Origin of the sequence: Natronorubrum texcoconense (genome assembly GCF_900100335.1) — an archaeon.
GTDB classification, from domain to species: domain Archaea; phylum Halobacteriota; class Halobacteria; order Halobacteriales; family Natrialbaceae; genus Natronorubrum; species Natronorubrum texcoconense.
Genome location: NZ_FNFE01000001.1, coordinates 778274 through 799997, shown reverse-complemented (window position 1 = coordinate 799997; position 21724 = coordinate 778274). Strand labels below are relative to the sequence as shown.

General features: G+C 66.0%; 20 protein-coding genes. 9 read left to right on the top strand and 11 right to left on the bottom strand.

Going from position 1 to position 21724, the window contains the following annotated elements; genetic code table 11:
- Positions 1-26: 26 nt before the first annotated feature.
- Together BLT08_RS03805 and BLT08_RS03800 are read left to right on the top strand one after the other, a co-directional pair.
- Positions 27-1103 carry a calcium/sodium antiporter gene (locus BLT08_RS03805; protein ID WP_090303438.1) on the top strand — a complete coding sequence of 359 codons (1077 nt, stop codon included), beginning with the start codon at positions 27-29 and terminating at the stop codon, positions 1101-1103.
- A gap of 76 nt (positions 1104-1179) precedes the next feature.
- Positions 1180-2187: a glutathione S-transferase family protein gene (locus BLT08_RS03800; RefSeq protein WP_090303437.1), complete on the top strand. Its 1008-nt coding sequence runs from the start codon at positions 1180-1182 to the stop codon at positions 2185-2187.
- Between the two features lie 282 nt (positions 2188-2469).
- On the opposite strand, the gene BLT08_RS03795 is transcribed toward BLT08_RS03800, so the two are convergent.
- The 3 genes from BLT08_RS03795 to BLT08_RS03785 form a co-directional block, all read right to left on the bottom strand.
- Positions 2470-2685: a DUF7535 family protein gene (locus BLT08_RS03795; protein ID WP_090303436.1), complete on the bottom strand. Its 216-nt coding sequence runs from the start codon at positions 2683-2685 to the stop codon at positions 2470-2472.
- A 91-nt stretch (positions 2686-2776) separates the two neighbouring features.
- Positions 2777-3544: an NAD-dependent epimerase/dehydratase family protein gene (locus BLT08_RS03790; protein ID WP_090303435.1), complete on the bottom strand. Its 768-nt coding sequence runs from the start codon at positions 3542-3544 to the stop codon at positions 2777-2779.
- Positions 3545-3812: 268 nt separating this feature from the next.
- Positions 3813-4826 (bottom strand): alcohol dehydrogenase catalytic domain-containing protein, encoded by a 1014-nt coding sequence (locus tag BLT08_RS03785; RefSeq protein WP_090303434.1) that lies wholly within the window; start codon positions 4824-4826, stop codon positions 3813-3815.
- A gap of 113 nt (positions 4827-4939) precedes the next feature.
- Here BLT08_RS03785 and BLT08_RS03780 point away from each other — a divergent pair, with 113 nt between their 5' ends.
- Complete coding sequence (locus BLT08_RS03780) at positions 4940-5710, top strand: SDR family NAD(P)-dependent oxidoreductase (protein WP_090303433.1); 771 nt, start codon at positions 4940-4942, stop codon at positions 5708-5710.
- Between the two features lie 66 nt (positions 5711-5776).
- Here the strand turns inward: BLT08_RS03780 and BLT08_RS03775 are convergent, their stop codons facing one another.
- Positions 5777-6481 carry a hypothetical protein gene (locus tag BLT08_RS03775; protein WP_090303432.1) on the bottom strand — a complete coding sequence of 235 codons (705 nt, stop codon included), beginning with the start codon at positions 6479-6481 and terminating at the stop codon, positions 5777-5779.
- Between the two features lie 366 nt (positions 6482-6847).
- Positions 6848-8080: an HD domain-containing protein gene (locus BLT08_RS03770; RefSeq protein WP_090303431.1), complete on the bottom strand. Its 1233-nt coding sequence runs from the start codon at positions 8078-8080 to the stop codon at positions 6848-6850.
- Between the two features lie 225 nt (positions 8081-8305).
- On the opposite strand from BLT08_RS03770, the gene BLT08_RS03765 reads away from it, so the two are divergent.
- The 6 genes from BLT08_RS03765 (at position 8306) to BLT08_RS03740 (ending at position 16213) form a co-directional block, all read left to right on the top strand.
- Positions 8306-9517, top strand: a complete 1212-nt coding sequence (locus tag BLT08_RS03765; protein WP_090303430.1) for a S8 family peptidase — start codon at positions 8306-8308, stop codon at positions 9515-9517.
- A gap of 274 nt (positions 9518-9791) precedes the next feature.
- Positions 9792-10049, top strand: coding sequence for a hypothetical protein (locus tag BLT08_RS03760; protein ID WP_090303429.1), 258 nt, complete (start codon positions 9792-9794; stop codon positions 10047-10049).
- Positions 10050-10544: 495 nt separating this feature from the next.
- The gene (gene nikB / locus BLT08_RS03755; protein WP_090303428.1) at positions 10545-11492 is read left to right on the top strand and encodes a nickel ABC transporter permease; all 948 of its coding nucleotides are present in this window, start codon (positions 10545-10547) and stop codon (positions 11490-11492) included.
- A complete protein-coding gene (gene nikC, locus BLT08_RS03750) occupies positions 11489-12418 on the top strand; it encodes a nickel transporter permease (protein WP_090303427.1) in 930 nt (309 codons plus the stop codon). The genes nikB and nikC overlap by 4 nt, the downstream gene beginning before the upstream one ends.
- Before the next feature lies 1 nt (position 12419).
- Entirely contained in the window at positions 12420-14654 is a 2235-nt protein-coding gene (locus BLT08_RS03745) for a dipeptide ABC transporter ATP-binding protein (protein WP_090303426.1), read from the top strand.
- 14 nt (positions 14655-14668) lie between these two features.
- The gene (locus tag BLT08_RS03740) at positions 14669-16213 is read left to right on the top strand and encodes an ABC transporter substrate-binding protein (protein ID WP_090303425.1); all 1545 of its coding nucleotides are present in this window, start codon (positions 14669-14671) and stop codon (positions 16211-16213) included.
- Positions 16214-16276: 63 nt separating this feature from the next.
- On the opposite strand, the gene BLT08_RS03735 is transcribed toward BLT08_RS03740, so the two are convergent.
- From BLT08_RS03735 to BLT08_RS03710, 6 genes are all read right to left on the bottom strand, one after another.
- Positions 16277-16972: a creatininase family protein gene (locus BLT08_RS03735; RefSeq protein WP_090303926.1), complete on the bottom strand. Its 696-nt coding sequence runs from the start codon at positions 16970-16972 to the stop codon at positions 16277-16279.
- A gap of 83 nt (positions 16973-17055) precedes the next feature.
- Positions 17056-17478, bottom strand: a complete 423-nt coding sequence (locus BLT08_RS03730) for an SHOCT domain-containing protein (RefSeq protein WP_090303424.1) — start codon at positions 17476-17478, stop codon at positions 17056-17058.
- Positions 17479-17517: 39 nt separating this feature from the next.
- Positions 17518-18846: a cation:proton antiporter gene (locus tag BLT08_RS03725; RefSeq protein WP_090303423.1), complete on the bottom strand. Its 1329-nt coding sequence runs from the start codon at positions 18844-18846 to the stop codon at positions 17518-17520.
- A gap of 115 nt (positions 18847-18961) precedes the next feature.
- Positions 18962-19798 (bottom strand): alpha/beta fold hydrolase, encoded by an 837-nt coding sequence (locus BLT08_RS03720; RefSeq protein ID WP_090303422.1) that lies wholly within the window; start codon positions 19796-19798, stop codon positions 18962-18964.
- A gap of 46 nt (positions 19799-19844) precedes the next feature.
- Positions 19845-20972: a Gfo/Idh/MocA family protein gene (locus tag BLT08_RS03715; RefSeq protein ID WP_090303421.1), complete on the bottom strand. Its 1128-nt coding sequence runs from the start codon at positions 20970-20972 to the stop codon at positions 19845-19847.
- 88 nt (positions 20973-21060) lie between these two features.
- Complete coding sequence (locus BLT08_RS03710) at positions 21061-21654, bottom strand: class I SAM-dependent methyltransferase (RefSeq protein WP_090303420.1); 594 nt, start codon at positions 21652-21654, stop codon at positions 21061-21063.
- Positions 21655-21724: the final 70 nt, after the last annotated feature.

The following is a 21724-nucleotide window of genomic DNA, read 5'->3' as shown; positions in this document are numbered from 1 at the left end:
GTCGGTTCCGGGAGAGGGAGGAACTGATGGGAGTTCTCGAGAGCGTCGCACTGTTGGTCGTCGGTACGGCTGCCCTCTGGCTCGGTGCCGCGTGGCTCGTCGCGGCCGCCTCGAAGCTCGCCGAATCGGTCGGGATCTCGCCGCTCGTCGTCGGTCTCACCGTCGTCGCCTTCGGCACCTCCGCGCCGGAGATTGCCGTTTCGACGACCGCGGCGCTCGAGGGTCAGAGCGACGTCGCGGTCGGGAACGTCGTCGGTTCGAACGTGTTCAACCTGGGTGTGATCCTCGGGCTCGTCGCCGTCCTCGCCCCGTTCCGGGTCACGACGACGCTGCTCCGGCGCGACGCGCTCGTGATGGCCGGTGCGACCGTCGTCGCCGCGCTCGTACTGGCGGATCAGTCCGTGTCGCGACTCGAGGGTGCGCTCCTCCTCGTCCTCTTGCTCGGCTATCTCGTGACGCTCGGGGTGGCGATCCGTCGGTCGTCGGGTACGGACTCGAGCACGGAGGCCGATAGTTCGGACGGTGGGGCGGCAATCGAGGAGGATGGGGAGATCGAGGAAATCGAGGCGATCGAGAGTCCCGAGATCGAAGCGATCGGCGGGACGGCGGACGAGAACGGCCCCGTCACCGACGAGACCGCAACAGCCGACGATCCCGTACGGTTCGGTCGCGAGAGCGTTCGCCTGCTCGTCGGCCTCGCACTCGTCGTCGTCGGCGGTCGCGTCCTGGTCACCTCGGCGACGACCATCGCGCTCTCGCTCGGGATCTCGCCGTGGCTCGTCGGCGTGACGATCGTCGCCGGCGGAACGTCGCTACCGGAACTCGTCACGTCGGTCGTTGCGACCCGACGGGGCGGGGTCGCCATCGCGGCGGGCAACATCATCGGCTCGAACGTGTTCAACTGCCTCGGCGTGTTGGGACTCGCGGCGGTCGTGCGCCCGATGACCGTCGATCCCGCCGTCTTTCCCGGCGTCGTCTGGCTGGTCGCCCTGACCGCCGTCGCGACGGGGCTGCTCGCGACCGGCAGACGCGTAACGCGACTCGAGGGCGCGCTCCTCGTCGCTATCGGCGTGAGCTACTGGGTCGCGACTGCCGTGAGCTGACCGCCGGCAGTGACCTTTCCTGGTGGTAACACAGATGTCAGCGAGACGCTTTGTACCTTCGAGCCGTACCACGCGTATGAACATGCTCGTCGACGGCGAGTGGCGAACGGACGCTGGGGAGTACACCGACGACGACGGCTCGTTCGAACGCCAGGAGACGACGTTTCGCGACCGGATCCGCGACGATCCGGACGCCCGGTTCCAGCCCGAAGCGGGCCGGTACCACCTCTACGTCTCCTACGCCTGCCCGTGGGCGCACCGAACGCTCGTGGTGCGAGCGCTGAAAGGGCTCGAGGACGCCATCTCCGTCTCGGTCGTCGACCCCTATCGCGACGAAGACGGCTGGCAGTTTACCCCGGACAAAGAGGGGTGTACGCGCGATCCCGTCCTCGACGCCGACTACCTGCGAGAGCTGTACGTCGAGGCCGATTCGGATGTCACCGGCCGCGTCTCGGTGCCCGTCCTCTGGGACACCCAGGAGGGCACGATCGTCAACAACGAGTCGAAGGAGATCATGCGGATGCTCGACACCGAGTTCGGGGAGGTCGCCGACCGAGACGTCGATCTCTACCCGGCGGACTTGCAGGACGATGTGGACCGAATTATCGACGAGATCTACGAGCCGATCAACAACGGCGTCTACCGGGCGGGTTTCGCGACGAAACAGGGACCCTACGACGACGCGGTCGACGATCTGTTCGCCGCGCTCGACCACTGGGACGACGTGCTGGCGGACCAGCGGTATCTCGCCGGTGATCGGCTGACGGAAGCCGATATCGCGATGTTCACGACGCTCGTCAGATTCGACAACGTCTACCACACGCACTTCATGTGTAACGTCCAGTACGTCCGCGAGTACGAGAACCTCTGGCCGTATTTGCGCGACCTCTATCAAACGCCAGGCGTTGCAGAGACGGTGAACATGGACCACATCAAAGAACACTACTACACGACCCACCCCGACGTGAATCCGAACCGGATCATCGCTCGAGGCCCGGATCTCGCGTTCGAGGCCCCACACGATCGCGACGAACTGCCCGGCGGCCCGCCGTCGGCGTTAGCTGGCGCGAGCGCGGACGACTGAGACTCGGTGGACGCCCCGCGTGCGGTACGGTGGCGCACGCTATCGCTCCGCCCGAGCGATAGCGAGGGGGAGCGATACCACTGCGCGAGGTCTTCGCAAACTTGTGAGCGAAGGCGTGGAAGACGCGAAGCGTCTTCCTGTGGATGAGCGAGAGAACGAAGTGACCGAGCGAATCGGTTGGGGAGGGCGTGGCCCTCATAGTTGCCAGTGTGAGCAGCGTCCCGCTCGCCTCCGTTCTCGGATCGCAGCGGAGATCGTGAGAACTGCGACGGTACTGACCGCTTACGAACTGCTCGGCGGTCGTCCCCGCTCCTTTCGCCACGACTCGAAGCTGTGCTCGGGTTCGTCGGCGTAGAACACCCGCCAGATGATGTACGCGGGGATGAGCACCGGCAGCAACGGGAGCGCGATCATCACGAGAATTGCCGCCATGATGTACCCGAACAGGGACATCTGGGTGTTCGGTCCGTAGCCAGTCGACTCGCGTACCCGTGTCATATGTCTCGGTACGGACCAGTCGCTAATCGGTCTTACGGTCCGCGAATCGGCGGACACCGAACGGCCCACTCGCCTCGAGTCCGCCGTCACCTCACTCTCCCAACACGTTCGCCGAGTCGTCCTGCGGGCGATACCCCAACTCGAGCATCGTCTCCGACAGCGAGAGAAACCGCTCGGAGTTGTCCGAGATACCGTGGGCGGTCGTCGGATTCGACTCGAGGCTCGTCGTCGCCGCGGCCTCGATCACCCGGCGGCAGTCGCCGTCACTGAGCCACATCGCGCGAGCGAAACGTTCGCCCGCGCCGTCTCGGTCTGCGACCTCTTGCTCGAGTTCGGCTTCCGAGAGCAGCCAGCCGATCCGCAGGTTCACCACGTCGATCCCGTGGCGCTTGGCGTAGTAGTGGCCCATCGCCTCCCCGAAGACCTTGGTGACGCCGTAGTAGGTGTCCGGATCCATCTCGTCGTCGGGTCGGACGATCTCGGGCTTGCCGACCGTCGACTCCGGCCGGATGGGCGAGACGGTGTTTTTCATGTTCACCGCGTGATTCGAACTCGCGAAGACGACTCGCTCGAGGTCGTTCTCCGCTGCGGCCTCGAACGCGTTGTACGCCCCGTCGACGTTCGGTCCCGAGAGCTCGTCCCACTCCGCCCGCGGGTTCGGGTTGGCCGCAAGGTGAATCAGGACGTCCTGGCCCTCGAGAGCGTCGACGAACGTCTCGCGGTCCGCGACGTCTATCGGCGTCGTGTCCAGATCCTCGCTCTCGCTGTGCGAAAAGAGCGTGAGATTTGCGTCGGAGAACGCCTCGATAGCCTCCCTCCCGACCCGTCCTGACGCGCCGGTGATGGCGATATCGGTCATAGACGGTCGACATCGGGGCGGCGGAAATAGCTCCGGCCAGCGCGTTCCGGCTAGTACTAGAGGGGATGTGAACTGATACCGATTGCGTGAACGCGGACGCGAACACCCTGAAAGCCCCTTCCGCTCTGGACTCCCGGGGCTCGCTGCGCGCGCTCCCGTCGGTCGCGTGCTTACGTCGCCCGGGTTCGTCCAGAGCGGAAGCCCCTTTCATTCCCACCCGGCGGTGGGTGGCCGGGCAGCCGAAACGCTCTGAAAGATGGGTGCTGAACTACGGTTGGACGACCAGTTTGCCGATGCTTTCGCGATCCTGCATCGTCGCGAAGGCGTCGGCTGTCTCCTCGAGCGAGAACGTGCGATCGATTTCCGGCGACAGCTCTCCTGAAGCCGTCAACTCGACGAGTCGTCGCAGGTCGTCCTGGGTTCCCATCGTCGAGCCGACGATGCGCTTGTGTCCGAGGAAGAGGTTCGTCACGTCGATGGTCGACTCGTTGCCGGCCGTGCGGCCGCAGATCACCATCGTTCCGCCGCGGGCCAGTACGTGCTGGCCGAGTTTCGTGTACTCGCCCCCGAGGTGGTTGATGACCGCGTCGGGGTCGCCGATGTCCGCCAGTTCCTGCCGGATGACGTCGACGTTCGTCGCCTGTATCGCGTGATCGAGGCCGAGTTCCGCGACGCGGTCGAGTTTCGTCTCCGACGACGAGGTACCGATCGTTCGCGCGCCGAGGATATCGGCGAGTTGGACGGTCGCGACGCCCACTCCGCCCGTCGCACCGGGAACGAAGACGAGATCGCCCGGCCCGACGTCGGCCCGTCGGAGCATGTGATAGGCGGTCATGTACGCCGTCGGTAGCGCGGCGGCCGCGGTCGCATCGACACCGTCCGGCAAGACGACGAGTCGATCGGCCTCCACTCGAGCCCGCTCCGCTAGCCCGCCGTGGTACAGCGAGAACCGCTCGCACGTGTTTTCGGGACCCTCGCTGCAGAATCGACAGGAGCCACAGGTCTCGTTCGGGCAGAGCACGATCCTGTCGCCCGGTTCGACGTTCCTGACGCCGTCGCCCACGTCCTCGACGACGCCCGCGACGTCCAGCCCCGTGACGAACGGGAGATCGGCCGCGTCGACCATCGCCGAGTCGCCCTCGAGAATCCACAGGTCGTGTCTGTTGATCGCGCTCGCTTCGACGTCGACGATCGCTTCGTCCGGACCGGGGTCGGGCTCCGGCTGGTCGATCACGCTCACGCCGTCCGGGCCGATCAGATCGGTGAAGGCTGCGGCTCGCATCGGTACAGGAGTCGGTCTCGAGGGTAAAGACCGTGAGGGCCGCGGAACGTCGATAGCGACGTGGCGGTTCGCCGGCAGGAACGCTTTAGAGGCTCTTACCCGACGACTCGAGTATGCTGGAGAATACCACAGCGTTCGTCACCGGTGCGAGTCAGGGACTGGGCCGCGAAATCGCCGTCGCGTTCGCCGACGCGGGTGCAAACGTCGCCCTCGCGGCCCGCAGCGACGGGATCTACGAAACCGAAGCGGTGATCGACGCGCCCGAACGAACGCTGGCGGTCGAAACGGACGTGACCGACGCCGACTCCGTCGCCGACGCCGTCGAGGCCACCGTCGACGAGTTCGGCGGGCTGGACTGTCTGGTGAACAACGCCGGCATCGCCGGACCGACGGCCCCCGTCGAGGGAACGACCGACGAGGAGTGGCTCGAGACGCTCGACGTCAACGTCGTCGGCATCGCTCGAGCGGTTCGGGAAGCCTCGCCACACCTCCGCGAGTCCGATCACGGCAGCATCGTCAACCTCTCTTCGATCGGCGGCAAACGGCCCTACCCCAATCGGACGCCCTACGCGGCCTCGAAGATGGGCGTCATCGGATTGACGCGCGCACTGGCTTTCGAGTTCGCCGAAGACGACGTCACGGCGAACGCGATCTGTCCAGGTCCGGTCGAGGGCGAGCGCATCCGGAGCGTCTTCGAGCGACAGGCCGACGAACGGGGGGTCGAGTTCGAGGAGGCCAAAGACGACGTGCTCGACAATCTCGCGATCCGCGAACTGGTTCCGCCCGAGGAGGTCGCCGCGCTGGCGGTCCAACTCGCCAGTCCGGACGCTCGGCACGTGACGGGGCAGGATATCAACGTCTCCTCCGGCGGCGCCTGGTACTGAGGGGAAACGGTTCTCGGCCGGATTTGGACGATCCGCCCACCGAAGTTCGCCAGTTTCGAGGGCGGTCTACACCGTCTCGTCGGTTCCGATCACGTCGATCGACGTCTCCGCCGAATCGTCCGATCCCTCGACCCGAACGGGGAACGTCTGCCCGTTCGCGACCGTTGCGGTCTCGAACTCGAGCGTCACCGTCTCCGTCCGATCGACCGTTCTCGATGCGGTATCAACCACCGTCGGATCGTGTCCGACGACGAGTTCGACCTCGGCCGTAGTCGCCGAATCAGCGTCGGTCTCGAGTTCGGCCGTCACCGCGAGCGTCTCACCCGCGGGGACGGGGTCGTTGGTCTCGAGCAGGGCGACCGATATCTCGCCGTCGCCGACATCGTCGTCGGTATCATCGCCGCCGTCACCGCCGTCGAAGTCGCGATCGAACGACTGGTACTCGTCCCAGAACGGCTGCGAACCGCCCTCGCTTGCGCCCAGCGTGATCCCCTCGCTGCGCGCATCTTCGACGTCGTCCCAGACCGCGAGCGGCCACGGTTCGTCACGGCCGTCCTCGATCATCGAGGCCTCCATCTGAACGTCCGTTGCGACCGCCTGGCTGATACCCTCGAGGTAGCCGTCGTAGAACTCCCGGAGCATCTTCGCAGCTCGTTCGTTGTCGCCAGCCGTCTCCTGTGCGCCGATCGCGGAACTCCCGCCGACCGAGAGTAAGGCTGCCACCGCACCGGCTCTGAGAACGGTTCGTCGCTGTGGACTGTGTTCGTCCATGACTGGTCTCGCCACGATAAGAGTAGAAAAGCTACCAGACCGTTACACTACCACAGGAACCGATTACTCTGGAGTTAGTGGGCGAATCAGTTCGTAACGAACGGAGGTCACTCTCGGCTGAGAGTTCTCGAGATGCCTCGACCGCCGACCGCTAATAACCGACAGTCGTAGTCGTGTTTTCGGCGACCGTAGCCGGGATAGACGGCGATGACCTGACGGCTGTGGGAGCCGAATCGTCGACGAAACGATCCGGATGGCGGTCACTACTGTCCGTCAATCCCGTATTTTCGTTTCGTTGAATTGTCAGAGCGATGACTCAGCGGAGGAGTTCGGCAGCGGTTCGAACCCCGTTCGCCATCGGCGACCTCAGTCGACGAACTGATCGAGCGTCGCGTCCAGCCCGTTTCGGACCTCGCGTACGAGCGCCCCCTCGATATCGAGGCCCAGCACGTCGACGGCCGCGCGGCCGACGCGCTCGCGCATCTCCGGTGGCGAGTAGACGCCGAGTCGCCACTGGGAGTACTGGGCGGCCCGCAGCGCCTCGACGAGCGGCGACTGCTGGCCCAGCCGACGAATGTCGCCGTTGACCAGCACGCGCGTCGTCGACTCCGTCATCGACGGCCGTCCGGGAACGTCGAGGATCACGCACTCCGGATCGACGTCCGCCGTATCGGCGATCTCGCGTTCGAACTCCCGGATCGATTCGTGATCGGACTCGATGATCCCGCCGGGGACGTCGTCGATCTCAGCCCACACCGCCCGTTTGTACAGGTCACGCTGGTCTAACCGCCGCGAGAACTCGGTCGTCTCCGCACACGTCCGCAGGGCGACGATCAGGTCGTGATCGTCCATCCGCTGGAGCGTTCCGGCGTCGACATCGGTCTCGGGTGACTCGAGCAACCGTTCGCTCGCGCGCCGGAGCATCGCCTTGGTGAGTCTGGCGACGCTGTGACTGTAGACGGTCGGGTTCATCAGCGCCCGGGCGACCAGCAGGCTCTCGGCGGCCTGGACGTTCCCCTCGTCCAGCACGAGTTCGCCGTCGGTGAAGGTGAGTTCGCGGACGAGGCGGCCGTGATCGATGGTGCCGTAGGGAACGCCGGTGTGGTGGGCGTCTCGCACCAGGTAGTCCATCCGATCGACGTCGAGTTCGCCCGAGACGAGCTGTCCGAACCGGCCTTCGCCCGCGACGAGGTCTGCAACGGCGGCCGGCTCGAGGTCGTGGCTACGAAGGACGTCGCCGACGTCCCCCTCCGCTAACAGGCCGTGGACGTCGTCGTGATACCGACCTGTCCGTCGGTGGGTGACCGCCTCGAGGTTGTGACTGAACGGGCCGTGGCCGACGTCGTGCAGGAGCGCCGCGGCGTGGACGTGTTCGGCCTGTTGGCCGTCGATTCCGAGGTGTTCGAGGGCCTCGCAAGCGAGGTGGTAGACGCCCAGACTGTGTTCGAATCGGGTGTGGTTGGCGGAAGGGTAGACCAGCGAGACGGTTCCGAGCTGGCGGATGTTCCGAAGCCGCTGGACGGCGGGCGTATCGAGGAGGTCGCGCGCCACGCCGTCGACCCGGATGTGGTCGTGGACGCTGTCCTTGATCGTGGTCATACCCCCCGGTTCGGCGCTATCCTACAAAAACTGTCGTCTGAATCCCGGTGGTCCGGCTCCCTTCGACGGACCCGAGGAACGCAGTTCACACGCGCTTTTCGCCGCGCGACGACCCCGTGATGACGTTTGTACCCGTCTACCTTCACACACGTTCAGAGAAGATGCTAACTACAAATAGTTATCAAGTAAATAATTATATTTCGACAACTTTATCGTCCGTTCCGTATGTCACACAATCCCAACCGGCGTACGGTGGTAGCAGGAATACCGACTGCGATCGGCCTCACGGCGATCGGAACCGCGAGCGCGGACGAAGAGCGAGCCCGATACGTCGTCAGCGGTGGCAATCCGAATCAGCTCGAGCGAGCGGGATTCACGGTCGTCCACGAGATTACAGGGGCGAACGTGTACCTCGTCCTGGGGCCCCAAAACGAGGACCCGTCGAACGCGAACGGCGTCGATGCCGCCTTCGAGGATTTCGCATACGGACTCGACGTCCCCGAAGGCCCGACAGCGACGGACACCGAGGGCGAACTCGAGGACGAGCAGTGGGACAAGCGGCTGATCAACGCGTTCGATGCACACGAGCACGCGACCGGATCGGGTACCCGTATCGGGATTATCGATACCGGCGTCTACGACGGCCACCCCGATCTGGGGAACGTCGACACGGACGCCAGTCGGACGTTCGTCGACTGGGAGGAGTCCGATCACACCGGCGACGTACAGTATCACGGCACTCACGTCGCGGGCATCGCGGCGGCGACCGGAGCGTCGGGCGTGACCGGCGTCGCCCCGGACGCCGAGATCGTCTCGCTCCGGGTCTTTCCGGCGGAAGGTGACCTTCTCGCCACCGTGGGCGACTCCCTCCTCGCCCTCGACTACGCGGCCGAGCGCGGACTCGACGTCGTGAACATGAGCATCGGAAGCCCGCCGCAGCCGCCGCGAGACAATCAGGAGGGATACCGCATCGCTCGCCAGCGAGTGGTTCGCAGCGTCGCCCAGCGAGGGACGTCGGTAGTGGTGAGCGCGGGCAACGACAGCCAGAACCTGCAGCAGGGTGGGTGGGTCAGCCTCTGGGGAAGTATCCCTCGAGCCTCCTCGATCAGCGCGACGACCGAAGACGACGAACTCGCGGAGTTCTCGAACTACGGGGCGAACGAGATTTCGGTCGGTGCACCGGGGGCCGGTATCCTCTCGACGTTCGACCCGGACAACGAGGCGCTTCCCGGAGCCGAGTACGCGAGCGCCTCCGGAACGTCGATGTCCGCACCGCAGGTCACCGGACTCGCCGCGCTCGTGCGCGAACTCGACCCTAGCGCCACCGTCAACCAGGTCGAGAACGTGATCGAACGCGGTGCGGAGGGGAGCGGACGCGGCGACCCAGAGACCGGTGCCGGGCGGATCGACGCGCTCGAAACTGTCTCGCTCACGTAACCGAACCGGCAACCGTTTCGGTCCTCAGTTCGAGCCGACTCGTGCCTAGATGCGCGTTCGTTCGGCACGAAACGGACGACATCGGCCGGCGCCCCCACGCCGACTCTCCGCGCCTACGCCCTCGTATCGACCATCTCGGCGAGGGTGGTCCGTAACCGTTGCCTCAGGGGATCGCCGCGACGATGGAACTCGCCGACTACCGCCGGACGACATAAAAGCGACCGTCAACTGACGCGGAGTCACTTACCCGCGTCGCCGTCGTCTCTTCGGAGACATGACCGAACTCACTGTCCCGCCGGACGCCGACGAAGAGGAAGCAGCGGCGCTCGTCAGAGAGCACATTTCCGTCGGCGACGTTGTCGAAATCTGGAAGCGGGAACGGACGGACGCCGACGATCCGGAACACTCGGGAGCGGTGACGAGTTTCGAGCCGGCATACCTCGAGATCGACGGCCAGTCGCCGGAGAACAAGAGCATCCGCTACGACGAGATCGATACGGTCATCAGGGCGAAGACGGCCGACGAGAAGTAACCGACGCGAGACGCCTCGAACCGTCGTTCCGACGCTAAGCCGTCCCGCATTCTTCGGTTGCCTATCGCCGACGAGCAACGGCGTCCCGCGAACGCGCCCCGCTTCGACGAGAGTGGTTTTACTCCGTTCAGTTATTGTAGTAGAGGGCGCAAATAGCATTATTTATTAATAGGGCTAGAGTTTTTACTAACACCGCGCCGGCAGACAGGGTTCGTGGCTCCGGCGCCGCCAACAGAATGACAGTCCCGATCGCTCGAAATCCCCAACATATACAAACTCGATTTCAGTAATGAAATGTGAGTTGATGTCAGTGTCGTACGAGTCCGTGCATATCGAGACGACTGCTACGTGCCGAGCCGCCCGAGTAGTGGTCCCACCGGAGTCGACCAATGGTTCATGCGCGTGCGACGGCCCGCCGGTGTCGGTCGTGGGTGACTCGAGCGTCGAACGGCGACCCACCTTTCGGCGCGACGCGCACGGACGAGCGTTCCAGCCATGATCCGGACGCTCCTCGCGCGGCTCGGGTCGTTCGCGGCTGTCATGTCGCTCGTCTCACTGGTCACGTACGGCTTCGTCTTCCTGACGCCGGGCGATCCAGCGTACACGATCCTTCGAGAGCAACGACAGAGTCCGCCGTCGGAGCGCGAAGTCGAGGCGTTCCGTAGCGAACACGGGTTCGACGACCCGTTCGTCGTCCAGTATCTCTCCTGGCTCGGCGACGTCCTCAGGGGCGACCTCGGAACGTCGTACTATCGGTCCGAACCCGTCGCGTCGCTGCTGCTCGAGTACCTGCCGAATACGCTCGAACTCGCGCTAGCGGCGATGGCCGTCTCGCTGCTGCTGGCCGTTCCGACGGGCGTCCTCAGCGCGGTCCACCGCGATACGTGGATCGACCGCACTAGCCAGCTCGCCGCACTGATCGGCGTCTCGATCCCGAACTTCTGGCTCGGCTACCTGCTGATCCTCGTCTGCTCGCTCTGGCTGGGGCTGACGCCCGTTTCCGGCGTCGGTACGCTCGGCCACCTCGTGCTCCCCGCACTCACGCTCGGCACCGGTATGGCCGCGATCGTCACCCGTCTGGTGCGTACGTCGATGCTCGAGGTCCTCGAGGCCGACTACGTCGTGACCGCACGCTCGAAGGGCGTCCGCGAACGGCTCGTCGTCTACAAGCACGCGCTACGCAACGCGCTCGTTCCCGTCGTGACGATCGTCGGGCTCCAGTTCGGCTTCGTCTTGAACGGGGCCGTCGTCGTCGAGGTCGTCTTCCAGCGACCGGGGCTCGGCACGCTGCTCGTCGACGCCGTCTTCGCGCGCGATTATCCGATCGTGCAGGGCGTCGTGCTCGTGACCGCGTTCGCCTTCGTCGCGACGAATCAACTCGTCGACCTCGCGTACGTCGCGCTCGACCCGCGGATCGAACGCGGACGGGGTGAACGGCGATGAGCGACCGCGAGGCCGGCCCAGCGAGGTCGACGGGTCAGCCGCGGACGCTCCTCCAGCGCAGTCGACGACTGCTCCGACGTCGGTTCGACCGCGGACTCCGAACGAACGCGCAACTCCGCTTCGGCGGCGGGATCGTCTGCCTGCTCGCGGTCGTCGCGATCGTCGGCCCGCTGGTCTCGCCGTACGATCCGACGGCACAGGCGCTCGGCGCTCGACTCGAGGGACCGTCGCTCGCCCATCCACTCGGGACGGATGCGCTCGGTCGCGACGTCGCGACGAGAGTCGCCTACGGGGCGCGAATCTCGCTCGCACTCGCCGTCGTCGCGACGCTCGTTCGGCTGTGCATCGGGACGACGATCGGTCTGTTCGCGGCGACCGGCAGCCGGCTGGTCGACGCCGCGTTGATGCGGTTGGTCGACGCCCAGCTGGCGTTCCCCGGACTCGTGCTTGCGCTCGTGATCGCCGGCACGCTCGGACCGAGCCTGACCAACGTCGTGATCGCGCTCTCGGTCGTCGGCTGGGCGACGTACGCCCGTGTCGTTCGCGGGAGCATCCTCGCCGTGAAGGATCGACCGTTCGTCGAGTCGGCTCGGCTCTACGGGACGCCCCGGCGACGGATCGTCACCCGACACCTGTTGCCGAACGTCACCGGACCCGTGGTGGTCCTCGCGACGCTCAACCTCGGGACCGTCGTCCTCGCGGCCGCGGGGCTGTCCTTTCTCGGGCTGGGCGCACAGCCGCCGACGGCGGAGTGGGGGACGATGGTCGCCGACGGCCGGAACTACCTCCGGTCGGCGCCGTGGCTCATCACCGCCCCCGGCGTCGCGATCGCGTTGACCGTCGTCGGCTTCAACGTCCTCGGCGACGGCCTGCGGGACGTGCTGGATCCAGACCACATCGACGACAGCGAACGGAGGCGAACCTGAGATGGACTCGAGACTCGAGATCGACGACCTCCGCGTCCGATTCCGAACGGGTTCGGAATCGGTCCACGCGGTCAACGGCGCGACGTTCCGGGTCGAGCCCGGCGAGATCGTCGGTCTCGTCGGCGAGAGCGGCTGCGGGAAGTCCGTCACGGCGAGATCGATCGTCCGACTCGAGGAACCGGGCGAGATCGTCGGCGGGAGCGTCCGATACGACGGCCGCGAGCTGACGACCGCCGACGACCGGACGCTGCGACGGCTCCGCGGTCGGGAGCTCGCGATGGTCTTTCAGGACCCGTCGACGACGCTCAATCCGGTGTACACCGTCGGCGAGCAGATCGCCGAAGCGCTCAGAGTCCGCCGCGATCCGGACCACCAGCCCTTCCTCAGGGAGCTCGCGATCGGCGCGGGTTCGCGACTACGCTCGCGGGCGCTGCGAGCGGACGTCCTCGAACTGCTGGAGACGGTCGGCATCCCGCGTCCGGACGAGCGGATCGACGCCTATCCACACCAGTTCAGCGGCGGGATGCGCCAGCGGGTGGCGCTCGCGATGGCGCTCGCCCGGCAGCCGTCGGTGTTGATCGCCGACGAGCCCACGACGGCGCTCGATACGACGACGCAGGCGGCGATCCTCGAGCGACTCGCCGAACTCAACGCCGAGCGCGACATGAGCGTGTTGCTGATCAGTCACGATCTGGGCGTCGTCTCGGCGCTGTGCGATCGAATCGTCGTCATGTACGACGGGGTCGTCGTCGAGCAGGGGCCGGCCGACGAACTGCGCTCGAATCCGGCCCACCCGTACACGAAGGCGCTGCTCGGCTGTCTCCCCCACCGCTCGGAGCCCCAGTCGCGGCTGCCGGCGATCGGTGGCACGCCGCCGGACGGCGCGCCGCCGCCGACGGGCTGTGTCTTCGCCGACCGCTGTCCGTCCGCGACGGACGACTGTCGCGCCACGGCGCAGCCGATCGTCTCGATGGGCGACGACCACATCGTCCGGTGTGGCGTCTCGGACGCCCGCGACGCCTCGCTCGAGTCGATGGTCGAGCAGTTGGAAGCGACGGCGAAGGCGGCGACGGACGGCAACAGGAGCGAGGCTGAAACGACGACGAAGGCGCCGACGGACGGCAACGGCGAAGCGATTGCCGACCGACCGATGCTGGAACTCGAGCACGTCGAAAAATCGTTCCGACGGTCGGACGCGCTGGTCGATCGACTCCTCGGAACCGACGAGCGCGTCCCGGCCGTCGACGGCGTCTCGCTCGAGCTTCGACCGGGAGAGACGGTCGGCCTCGTCGGCGAGAGCGGCTGTGGGAAGTCGACGCTCGCGCGGGTAGCCGTCGGACTCGAGGAGCCGACCGACGGGACGGTCCGACTTCGCGGCCACCCCGTCGGGGGCGCCGAATCGCGGACGGCCGACCAGCTATCCGAGATCGGCGTCGTCTTCCAGAATCCCGGCGCGAGCCTCAATCCGAAGCGGACGGTCGGGGAGTCGATCGGCGAACCGCTGCTCGAGGCCGGCTGGGAGCCCGATCGGCGGAACGACCGCGTCGACGATCTCTGCTCGCTCGTCGGACTCTCGCCCGCCGCCGTCGATCGGTACCCGACCCAGCTGTCTGGTGGCCAGCGTCAGCGCGTCGCGATCGCTCGCGCGCTCGCACTCGAGCCGTCAGTGCTCGTCTTAGACGAGCCGACGGCCGCCCTCGACGTCTCGGTGCAGGCGACGATCCTCAACCTGCTCGCCGAACTGCAGGCAGACCTCGATCTCGCGTACCTGTTCATCTCTCACGACCTCGGCGTCGTCCGCCACGTCGCCGACCGCGTCGCGGTGATGTATCTCGGGACACTCGTCGAGGTCGGCCCCGCGCGTCGAACGCTCTCGAGTCCGACCCACCCGTACACGCAGACGCTGCTGGATTCGACGCCGGGAGAGCGATTCGACGCGGGATCGATCGCGACCGAGACCCAAGACGCGCTCGCGGGAGAGCCGCCGAGTCCGACCGATCCGCCGTCGGGCTGTGCGTTCCACCCGCGGTGTCCAGCCGCCACGGAGGAGTGCGCCCGTCGCGAGCCGGCGCTCGAGTCCGTCGGCGAGGCTCGCTCGCGATGTCTGTACGCCGGCGAGTTGGCGGACGCGGAGCGGACGGGACTCGAGGCGACCGCGAAGAGCGACAGCTCCGAGACCGAATTCGACCGCTCCGGCGAACCGCCCGTCGAACGACCGACTCACGACACTGACTGAGACCTGACTGAGACATGACTCACGACACGAACTACCACATGAACCGACGCACCGCACTGAAGACGACGCTCGGAGCCACGGCCCTGGCCGTCGCCGGCTGTCTCTCCGACGAGCCCGAAACGGCCGACTTTCGAATCGGCGGCCCCTGGGAGCCCAACAGGGATCCCCACGACGGGGGGAGCTCGCTTCGACGACTCGGGATCACCGAGGCGCTGGTCGCCGTCGACTACGAGGCGAATCCGGCCCCAGGCCTCGCGACCGACTGGGAGCGACTCGACGACCGACGGTGGCAGTTCGACCTGCGCGAGGGCGTGACGTTTCACGACGGAACGTCCCTCGACGCGGCGGCAGCCGTCGAGTCGTTGCGCCGCACCGTCGACTCGTCGGCGTTCGCGGCCGTCCCGATCGAAACCGTGGAGGCCGTCGATGAATCGACCGTCAACGTCGAGACCGAGACCGCGTTCTCGCCGCTCCCGTCGCACCTCTCGCGAAACGAGGCCGTCCTTCTCAGTCCTGACGCGATCGAAGCCGACGGCTCGATCACGGATCCGATCAGCACCGGACCGTTCGCCCTCGAGTCGTTTCGGTCCGGTTCCGAGGTTCGAATCGTTCGACACGACGACTACTACGGGGAGACGCCGTCGTTCGAGTCCGTTCGCTACGAGGTCGTCGACGACGACCAGACGCGGCGGATGAAACTCGAGAACGGCGAACTCGAGATGGCTCGTGTCCTTCCGAACGAGATGGTCGACGATCTCGAAGCCGAGGACGATATCGACGTCTACACGCCCGAAATTCCGCGAATCAGGTTCCTTACGTTCGATACGACAACCGAGCCGTTCGACGACGAGCGCGTTCGGCGAGCCGTCCACTACGCCGTCGACCGTGAGTCGATCACCGAGTCGATCCTCGACGGGATCGACGACCCCGCGGTCGGGCCGTTCTCCCCCACCGTCACCGACTGGGCGAACCCGGATCTCGAGGACCACTCCTCGGACCCCGACCGCGCTCGATCGCTGCTCTCCGAAGCCGGGTGGTCGGCCGACTCGAACGACGTTCGTAGCCGAGACGGCGAGGAGCTGGCCGTCGAATTCGTCACCTTCGACGCCAGGAGTCTCCCGCTGATCGGACAGACGCTTCAGGACCAACTCGCCGACGTCGGGTTCGACGTCGATATCACGACGATGGAGTACAGCGCGATGGTCGACCGCGTCGGCCAGGACGCGTTCGACGCCTATCTCACCTCCTGGGGGACGCTCTGGCATCCCGATCCCGATCGACTCTCCGAGATGTTTCACTCGACGGATGCAACGCTCCATCACGGCTACGAGAACCATAGGGTCGACGAGTTGCTCGAGGAGGGTCGCGAACTCACCGATCGCGACGAACGGCTGGAACGCTATCACGAGGTTCAATCGATCGTCGTCGACGAGGCCCCGATCGTCGTTCTCACCGACTACGCGAACGTCGTCGCGACCGCAGCCGGCGTGAGCGGCTACGAACCGCACCCGACGGAGTCGCGATACGGCCTCGAGTCGCTCGAGTACGATTCCGAGTAAGCTGACGGACCGCCGTCGAAAACCCTTGCGTCACTCGGCCGGCACGCCGTCGACGGCGTCCGATCAGCGCCCCTCGACTCGATTCACGAACGAGCAGAGCGCGTCGACGGCCGTCTCGAACACCCGTTCGCCCGTTTCGGCTGAGGCGGCCGTCGCGTCGCCGACCGCACCGTTCTCGCTGAACTCCTCCGTGAATCGGTGGACGACGCCGCCGTCGACGGTATCGTCCCACGCTTCGGCATCGCCTGCGACCGGTTCCCCGACGTCGTCGGGACGGAGATGGAGCAGAACCGACGTCTCGAGTTCGCCCGCGTGACCGACGTGCTCGTCGACGGCGCGCATCCACTCCCAGCAGTACGCCTCGAGCTCGAGTGCCGGCGAATCGGCGATCTCGCGGGCCAGATTCCCGAGCGTCCCGCCGTTGCCGCCGTGGCCGTTGACGAACACGACCGTCTCGACGCTCGAGTCTTCCAGCGACTCGACGACGTCGCGGACGTACCGGCGAAGCGTCTCCGAAGAGACCGACAGCGTTCCCGCGAAGTGGCCGTGGTACGGCGCGATACCGACCGGCAGCGTCGGCAGCACGGCCGACTCGACTGTACACCGTCGGTCCGCTTCGGCGGCCATCGCCCGCGCGATGATCGTATCGGTGCCGACGGGCGCGTGGGGGCCGTGTTGTTCGGTGCTGCCGACAGGCAGAAGCGCCGTCGTCGGTGCCGCGTCCTCGACGTCCGTCCAGGAACTCGTCTCGAGTTGCATCGACGTTCGGTACTCGCGACGCCGCATAAGAAATATCGATCCGAGTTCGCGAGAAAAGTCGCGACCGACCCGCGGGCGGACGCCTATCGTTCCCGTTCGTACTCGCGCTCGAGACCTCCGTGTTCGTCGGCGTTCGTCGACGCCCCTTCGGTGAAGAGGTCGTCAGGAAGGTTCTCGACCGCCACGAGTCGCTCGAGTCGATGCTCGAACTCCTCGTCGTCGATCTCGCCTTCCGCGTACCGTCGCTTGAGTTCCTCGAGGGCACCGGGCTCGGTCGCTCGAGCCGACGGCTCCGACGACTCGTCGGCATCGTCGAACAGCAGCGCCGTGATCTCTTCGCCCCAGAACAGGAAGATCGGTGTGAGTAGGAACCAGCCAACGACCGAGATCGCCCCGGCAAGTCCGGCGAAGCCGGCGATTCCGGCGAGGCTGACGAGCGCGAACGTCACGACGCCGATCAGGAGCCAGAGCTCCTCGGCGACGAACTCCGCCAGTCTGGTTGCCATACTGATCAAACAATTCGTCCGGACTGTATAAAGTGGTTCTTACGGCCCGGGATCGTCCGTCCGTTCGTCGCCGGTTCCATCGTCCGTCGCGAGCGTTCGGTCGCGGCGGGCGTCGAACGCGCCCATCACGACGCTGGCGGTCGCGCCGTGGAGGAAAAGCGAGGCGAGGACGACGAAGCCGACGATCGCCCAGAGCCGTTCGGCGGCGACGGCGAGTTCGAGTTCCGCGAACGAGGCGTGAGCGAGCGCGAACGCCAGATAGTAAAACGAGCCGATGCCGCGAATGCCAAATGCCGAGATGATCATACGATCGCCCAGCGGCGCATCGGAGCCGACGAACCCGAGCAGGCCGGCGAGCGGCCGAACGAGCAGTATCGCCGCCAGTCCGACCGCGACGTCGGGCCAGGTCAACGCCGCCAACAGCCCGTCCGCGATCGCACCGCCGAACAGGACGAGCACGACCGCCATCAGCAGCCGTTCGACGAGCGACGCGAAGTCGTGGAGTTCCCGGTAATAGTCGTGTTCCCACTCGTAGCGTCGGAGTTCCAGCGCCGCGACGAACACCGCGAGAAAGCCGTAGCCGCCGAGCAGTTCCGTTACGCCGTAGGCCAACAGCGTCGTCACGATCGCCTCCGCGCCCGCCAGCACTTCCGAACGATGGGTTTCGACCGGCGCGTTGAAGACGAGCCTGGCCATCAGGTGGCCGATTACGTACCCTAGCAGGAGCCCCGCACCGATCCTGTACAGTCCGTCGAGAAGCGCCCACTCGAGGAGCCACGTTCGACCCGCGACGTTGTCGGCCGCGGCGATGGCGATCGCGAGGTACGTGAACGGAAACGCCAGGCCGTCGTTGAGCCCCGCCTCCGACGTGAGCGAGAATCGAACGGAGCCCCATCGGTGGACGGACGCGCGTTCGTCCTCGAGTTCCGTCAGCGGCGCGCCCGCATCCACGTCGGAGGCGAGGACGGGATCCGTCGGGGCGAGCACCGCACCCAGAAGCGTCGCCGTTGCCGGGTGGAGTCCGAGCAGCGCCCAGCCGAGTACCGCGATAGCTGCGATGGTCAGGGGCATCGTGACGGCGAGCAGCCGCCACGTCGCCGTCCAGTTGCGCCACCCGAAGGGGCGATCGATCTTCAGTCCCGCGCCCATCAGCGCGATGATCACGACGAGTTCGGTGAGGTGTTCGGTCGCGACCGAGTTGCCGACGGGATCGATCGACGGCGTCCCCGGTATCGCGAAGAGAGCGACTCCGAGACCGACGTAGAACATCGGCAGCGAGAGCGGGCGGCTCGCCAGCAATCGCGGTAAGAGAATCGCACCCAGCAGTCCAATCGCGACGATGATGAGCGCGACGTCGTAGCCGTCCATCGAGGCCGGTATGACGGGCAGCGAAGAAACGAAGCGGCTTGCGTATCCACGATCGGATCTTCGTCGGGTCCGTCGAGACGAATCGGGATGCGACGAGTCGGTGTAACGGGCGGCGCTACCCGGTTTCGACTACATCCTCGAGGAACTCGAGCAGTATCTCGTTGAACGCGTCGGGATTGTCTTGGTTCGCGTTGTGGCCGGCATCGGGGATCACCTCGTACCGGCAGTCGGGTTCTCTCTCGGCCCACGCGGGTGCATCGCGCGCGATGGTTCCCGTCCCGTCGTGCTCACCGTGGGTCAACAGGAACGGTCTCCGAATACGATAGCCGGGTTCGGCGTGGTGGCAGACGGCGACCGCCTTCCAGACGGTGAGAAACTCCCGCTTCGACAGTTGACAGGTCGCATTGTACGCGTAGCGTTTCGCCGCCGGTGTTTCCGCCGTGTTCTCCGCAATGACTTTTCGCAGGTGGTCGGCGGGCCAGAGCCGAAAGAGGAACGGCGTGAGTCGAAGGGCGAGATACTCGAGCCTCGGCGGAACGGTCAGTAGATCCGTCGAACCGATGATTCCGAGCGCGGTCACGCGCTCCGGATACCGAAAGAGGAGTTCCTGTGAGACGTACCCGCCGAACGACTGTCCGACGAGGACGAACTCCTCGTCACCCAGGCGGTCGATGATCGCCATCAGGTCGTCGACGACGAGAGGCACCGTAAAGTCCGTTCCGAGGGGTTTAGAGATCCCGTGGCCCCGGATATCCCACGCCAGCACTCGGTATCCGGCGTCGACCAGCGCTTCTAGCTGCGGATCGAACAGCCGGTGATCCATCGTCGCACCGTGTGTGCAAACGACCAGCGGCCCGTCTTCCGGTCCGACGACCCAGTAGTGAATCTGCGAGCCGCCACGCTCGAGCACGGCCGGCCGACCCCAGTACCGTTCGTCTTCGTCGTGCGCCATACCAAGTATCGGTTATGGGAAGCGCCAAAGCACTCTCGGTACGGCCCTACTCGAGCGAGACCCACTCCCGAGCCTCGTCGCTCTCCTCGATGGCCGCGAGCACGCGCTGGGCGGCGAGGCCGTCCTCGAAACTCGGCTCGAACTCGCCACCACTCTCGACTGCGCTCAGGAACTCGTAGTTCTCGTGGACGAACGTGTGCTCCCAGCCGAGCACGTGGCCCGGCGGCCACCAGTGGTCGACGTAGGGGTCGTCCTCGTCGGTGACCAGAATCGTCTCGTAGCCGCGATTGGCGTCCGTTCGCATCACCTCGAGTTCGTTCAGTCGCTCGAGCGAGAACCGCAGACTCCCCTCGGAGCCGTGAATCTCGATCGTGTGGTCGTTTTTATGGCCGGTAGCAAAGCGAGAAGCTTCGAGCGTCCCCATCGCGTCGTTTTCGAACTCGATCTGGGCGGAGTAGGCGTCGTCGACGGTGACGGCTCGCGTCTCGTCCGAATCCGGAACCGGCCGCTCGTCGACGAACGTCTGCAGGTGGCCGCTGACGCCGACCATCTCGCCGGCGAGGTCGTCGTCGCCGACCAGGAATCGAAGCAGGTCCACCGTGTGCGCGCCGAGGTCGCCGAGCGCGCCCGAGCCGGCCAGTTCCTCGTCGTTGCGCCACGACCACGGCGCCTCGGGATCGACCAGCCAGTCCTGCAGGTAGCGTCCGCGGACGTGGTGGATCTCGCCCAGTTCGCCGGCCTCGAGCAGCCGTTTTGCGTACCGAATCGCGGGGACGAACCGGTAGTTGAACGCACAGCCGGCGGGCACGTCGCTCCCGGCGTTCCGGGCCGCTTCGGCCATCGATTCGGCCTCCTCGAGCGTCGGCGCGAGTGGCTTCTCGCAGAAAACCGGCGTCCCGGCCTCGAGCGCCGCGATCGAAGGCTCGGCGTGGACGTGGTTCGGCCCGAGGTTGTAGAAGGCGTCGACGTCGTCGACGACCTCGGCCCAGTCGGTCGCGATCGAGTCGAAGCCGAGTCGGTCCGCCGCGTCGGTCAACGCCGCCTCGTCGCGGCCGACGAGGACGCTGCGTTCGACGTCCGGCGCGTCCGGGAAGAACATCGGCAGCCGCGCCATCGCGTTCGCGTGTGCTTTGCCCATGAACCGATAGCCGAGAACCCCGACTTCGAGTGACATACGTACTCGTTCACAACGAGTGTAGTTAGAAGTTTTCGTCGCGGGGGCGTTCTCCGCAGGACACTCGGGAAAGACGCGCACACTCGACTTATCGTTCGAACACGAGCGCGTAGTGATACGGCGGGAGTTCGACGGTCTCGTCGAGAGCGAACGCTGCCGCGTCGAGAACCGTCCGTTCGGTTGCTTCGGGAGAAAGCCGCAACTCGGTCGGCGGTCCGCGCGGCTCACCGGCGATTCGGGTCGTCTCCCGAGGGCGGTCCGTCCAGTTGATGACGATGAATCGTCCCTCGGAGCGAAGCGATTCGTACGCCTGCTGCACGAACGTGTCCGGCTCGTCGATGCCGTGGAAGGTGTTGGCAATCAAGACGACATCGGCGGGTTCGGGAAGGTGCTGTGATAGCTCTCGAGCGTCACCAGTGAGCACGGTGACGTTCTCGATGGCTTGCTGGTCGGCGAGGTGCGATAGCTCCGCCAATAGTGACTCGTCGATGTCCAACGCGTAGACCGATGCGGGCGCGACGATTCGAGCAGCCGGGAGCGCGAAATACCCGTTTCCGCTTCCGATCTCGGCAACCGTGTCACCGGATTCGAGGCCGAGTTCGCGGAGCGTTTCTCCCGGTGTGGGCCACAGTTTTCCCCACCAGTCCCAATCGGGTTGTCTCGTGTTCCGAAACCGGTCCATGAACACGGCTTACGACCACACGGCGATAAATCTCACCGGAGGTGACCGATACGTCCGTCCCCGTACTGGG

What these genes read in the sequence shown, in the direction of transcription:
- BLT08_RS03740 (WP_090303425.1), top strand. Translation starts at nt 14,669, where the DNA reads ATGACTCACGACACGAACTACCACATGAACCGACGCACCGCACTGAAG.
- BLT08_RS03775 (WP_090303432.1), bottom strand. Translation starts at nt 6,481, where the DNA reads ATGGACGAACACAGTCCACAGCGACGAACCGTTCTCAGAGCCGGTGCG.
- nikC (WP_090303427.1), top strand. Translation starts at nt 11,489, where the DNA reads ATGAGCGACCGCGAGGCCGGCCCAGCGAGGTCGACGGGTCAGCCGCGG.
- BLT08_RS03805 (WP_090303438.1), top strand. Translation starts at nt 27, where the DNA reads ATGGGAGTTCTCGAGAGCGTCGCACTGTTGGTCGTCGGTACGGCTGCC.
- BLT08_RS03710 (WP_090303420.1), bottom strand. Translation starts at nt 21,654, where the DNA reads ATGGACCGGTTTCGGAACACGAGACAACCCGATTGGGACTGGTGGGGA.
- BLT08_RS03720 (WP_090303422.1), bottom strand. Translation starts at nt 19,798, where the DNA reads ATGGCGCACGACGAAGACGAACGGTACTGGGGTCGGCCGGCCGTGCTC.
- BLT08_RS03730 (WP_090303424.1), bottom strand. Translation starts at nt 17,478, where the DNA reads ATGGCAACCAGACTGGCGGAGTTCGTCGCCGAGGAGCTCTGGCTCCTG.
- BLT08_RS03780 (WP_090303433.1), top strand. Translation starts at nt 4,940, where the DNA reads ATGCTGGAGAATACCACAGCGTTCGTCACCGGTGCGAGTCAGGGACTG.
- BLT08_RS03715 (WP_090303421.1), bottom strand. Translation starts at nt 20,972, where the DNA reads ATGTCACTCGAAGTCGGGGTTCTCGGCTATCGGTTCATGGGCAAAGCA.
- BLT08_RS03760 (WP_090303429.1), top strand. Translation starts at nt 9,792, where the DNA reads ATGACCGAACTCACTGTCCCGCCGGACGCCGACGAAGAGGAAGCAGCG.
- BLT08_RS03795 (WP_090303436.1), bottom strand. Translation starts at nt 2,685, where the DNA reads ATGACACGGGTACGCGAGTCGACTGGCTACGGACCGAACACCCAGATG.
- BLT08_RS03785 (WP_090303434.1), bottom strand. Translation starts at nt 4,826, where the DNA reads ATGCGAGCCGCAGCCTTCACCGATCTGATCGGCCCGGACGGCGTGAGC.
- BLT08_RS03770 (WP_090303431.1), bottom strand. Translation starts at nt 8,080, where the DNA reads ATGACCACGATCAAGGACAGCGTCCACGACCACATCCGGGTCGACGGC.
- BLT08_RS03745 (WP_090303426.1), top strand. Translation starts at nt 12,420, where the DNA reads ATGGACTCGAGACTCGAGATCGACGACCTCCGCGTCCGATTCCGAACG.
- BLT08_RS03765 (WP_090303430.1), top strand. Translation starts at nt 8,306, where the DNA reads ATGTCACACAATCCCAACCGGCGTACGGTGGTAGCAGGAATACCGACT.
- nikB (WP_090303428.1), top strand. Translation starts at nt 10,545, where the DNA reads ATGATCCGGACGCTCCTCGCGCGGCTCGGGTCGTTCGCGGCTGTCATG.
- BLT08_RS03735 (WP_090303926.1), bottom strand. Translation starts at nt 16,972, where the DNA reads ATGCAACTCGAGACGAGTTCCTGGACGGACGTCGAGGACGCGGCACCG.
- BLT08_RS03790 (WP_090303435.1), bottom strand. Translation starts at nt 3,544, where the DNA reads ATGACCGATATCGCCATCACCGGCGCGTCAGGACGGGTCGGGAGGGAG.
- BLT08_RS03800 (WP_090303437.1), top strand. Translation starts at nt 1,180, where the DNA reads ATGAACATGCTCGTCGACGGCGAGTGGCGAACGGACGCTGGGGAGTAC.
- BLT08_RS03725 (WP_090303423.1), bottom strand. Translation starts at nt 18,846, where the DNA reads ATGGACGGCTACGACGTCGCGCTCATCATCGTCGCGATTGGACTGCTG.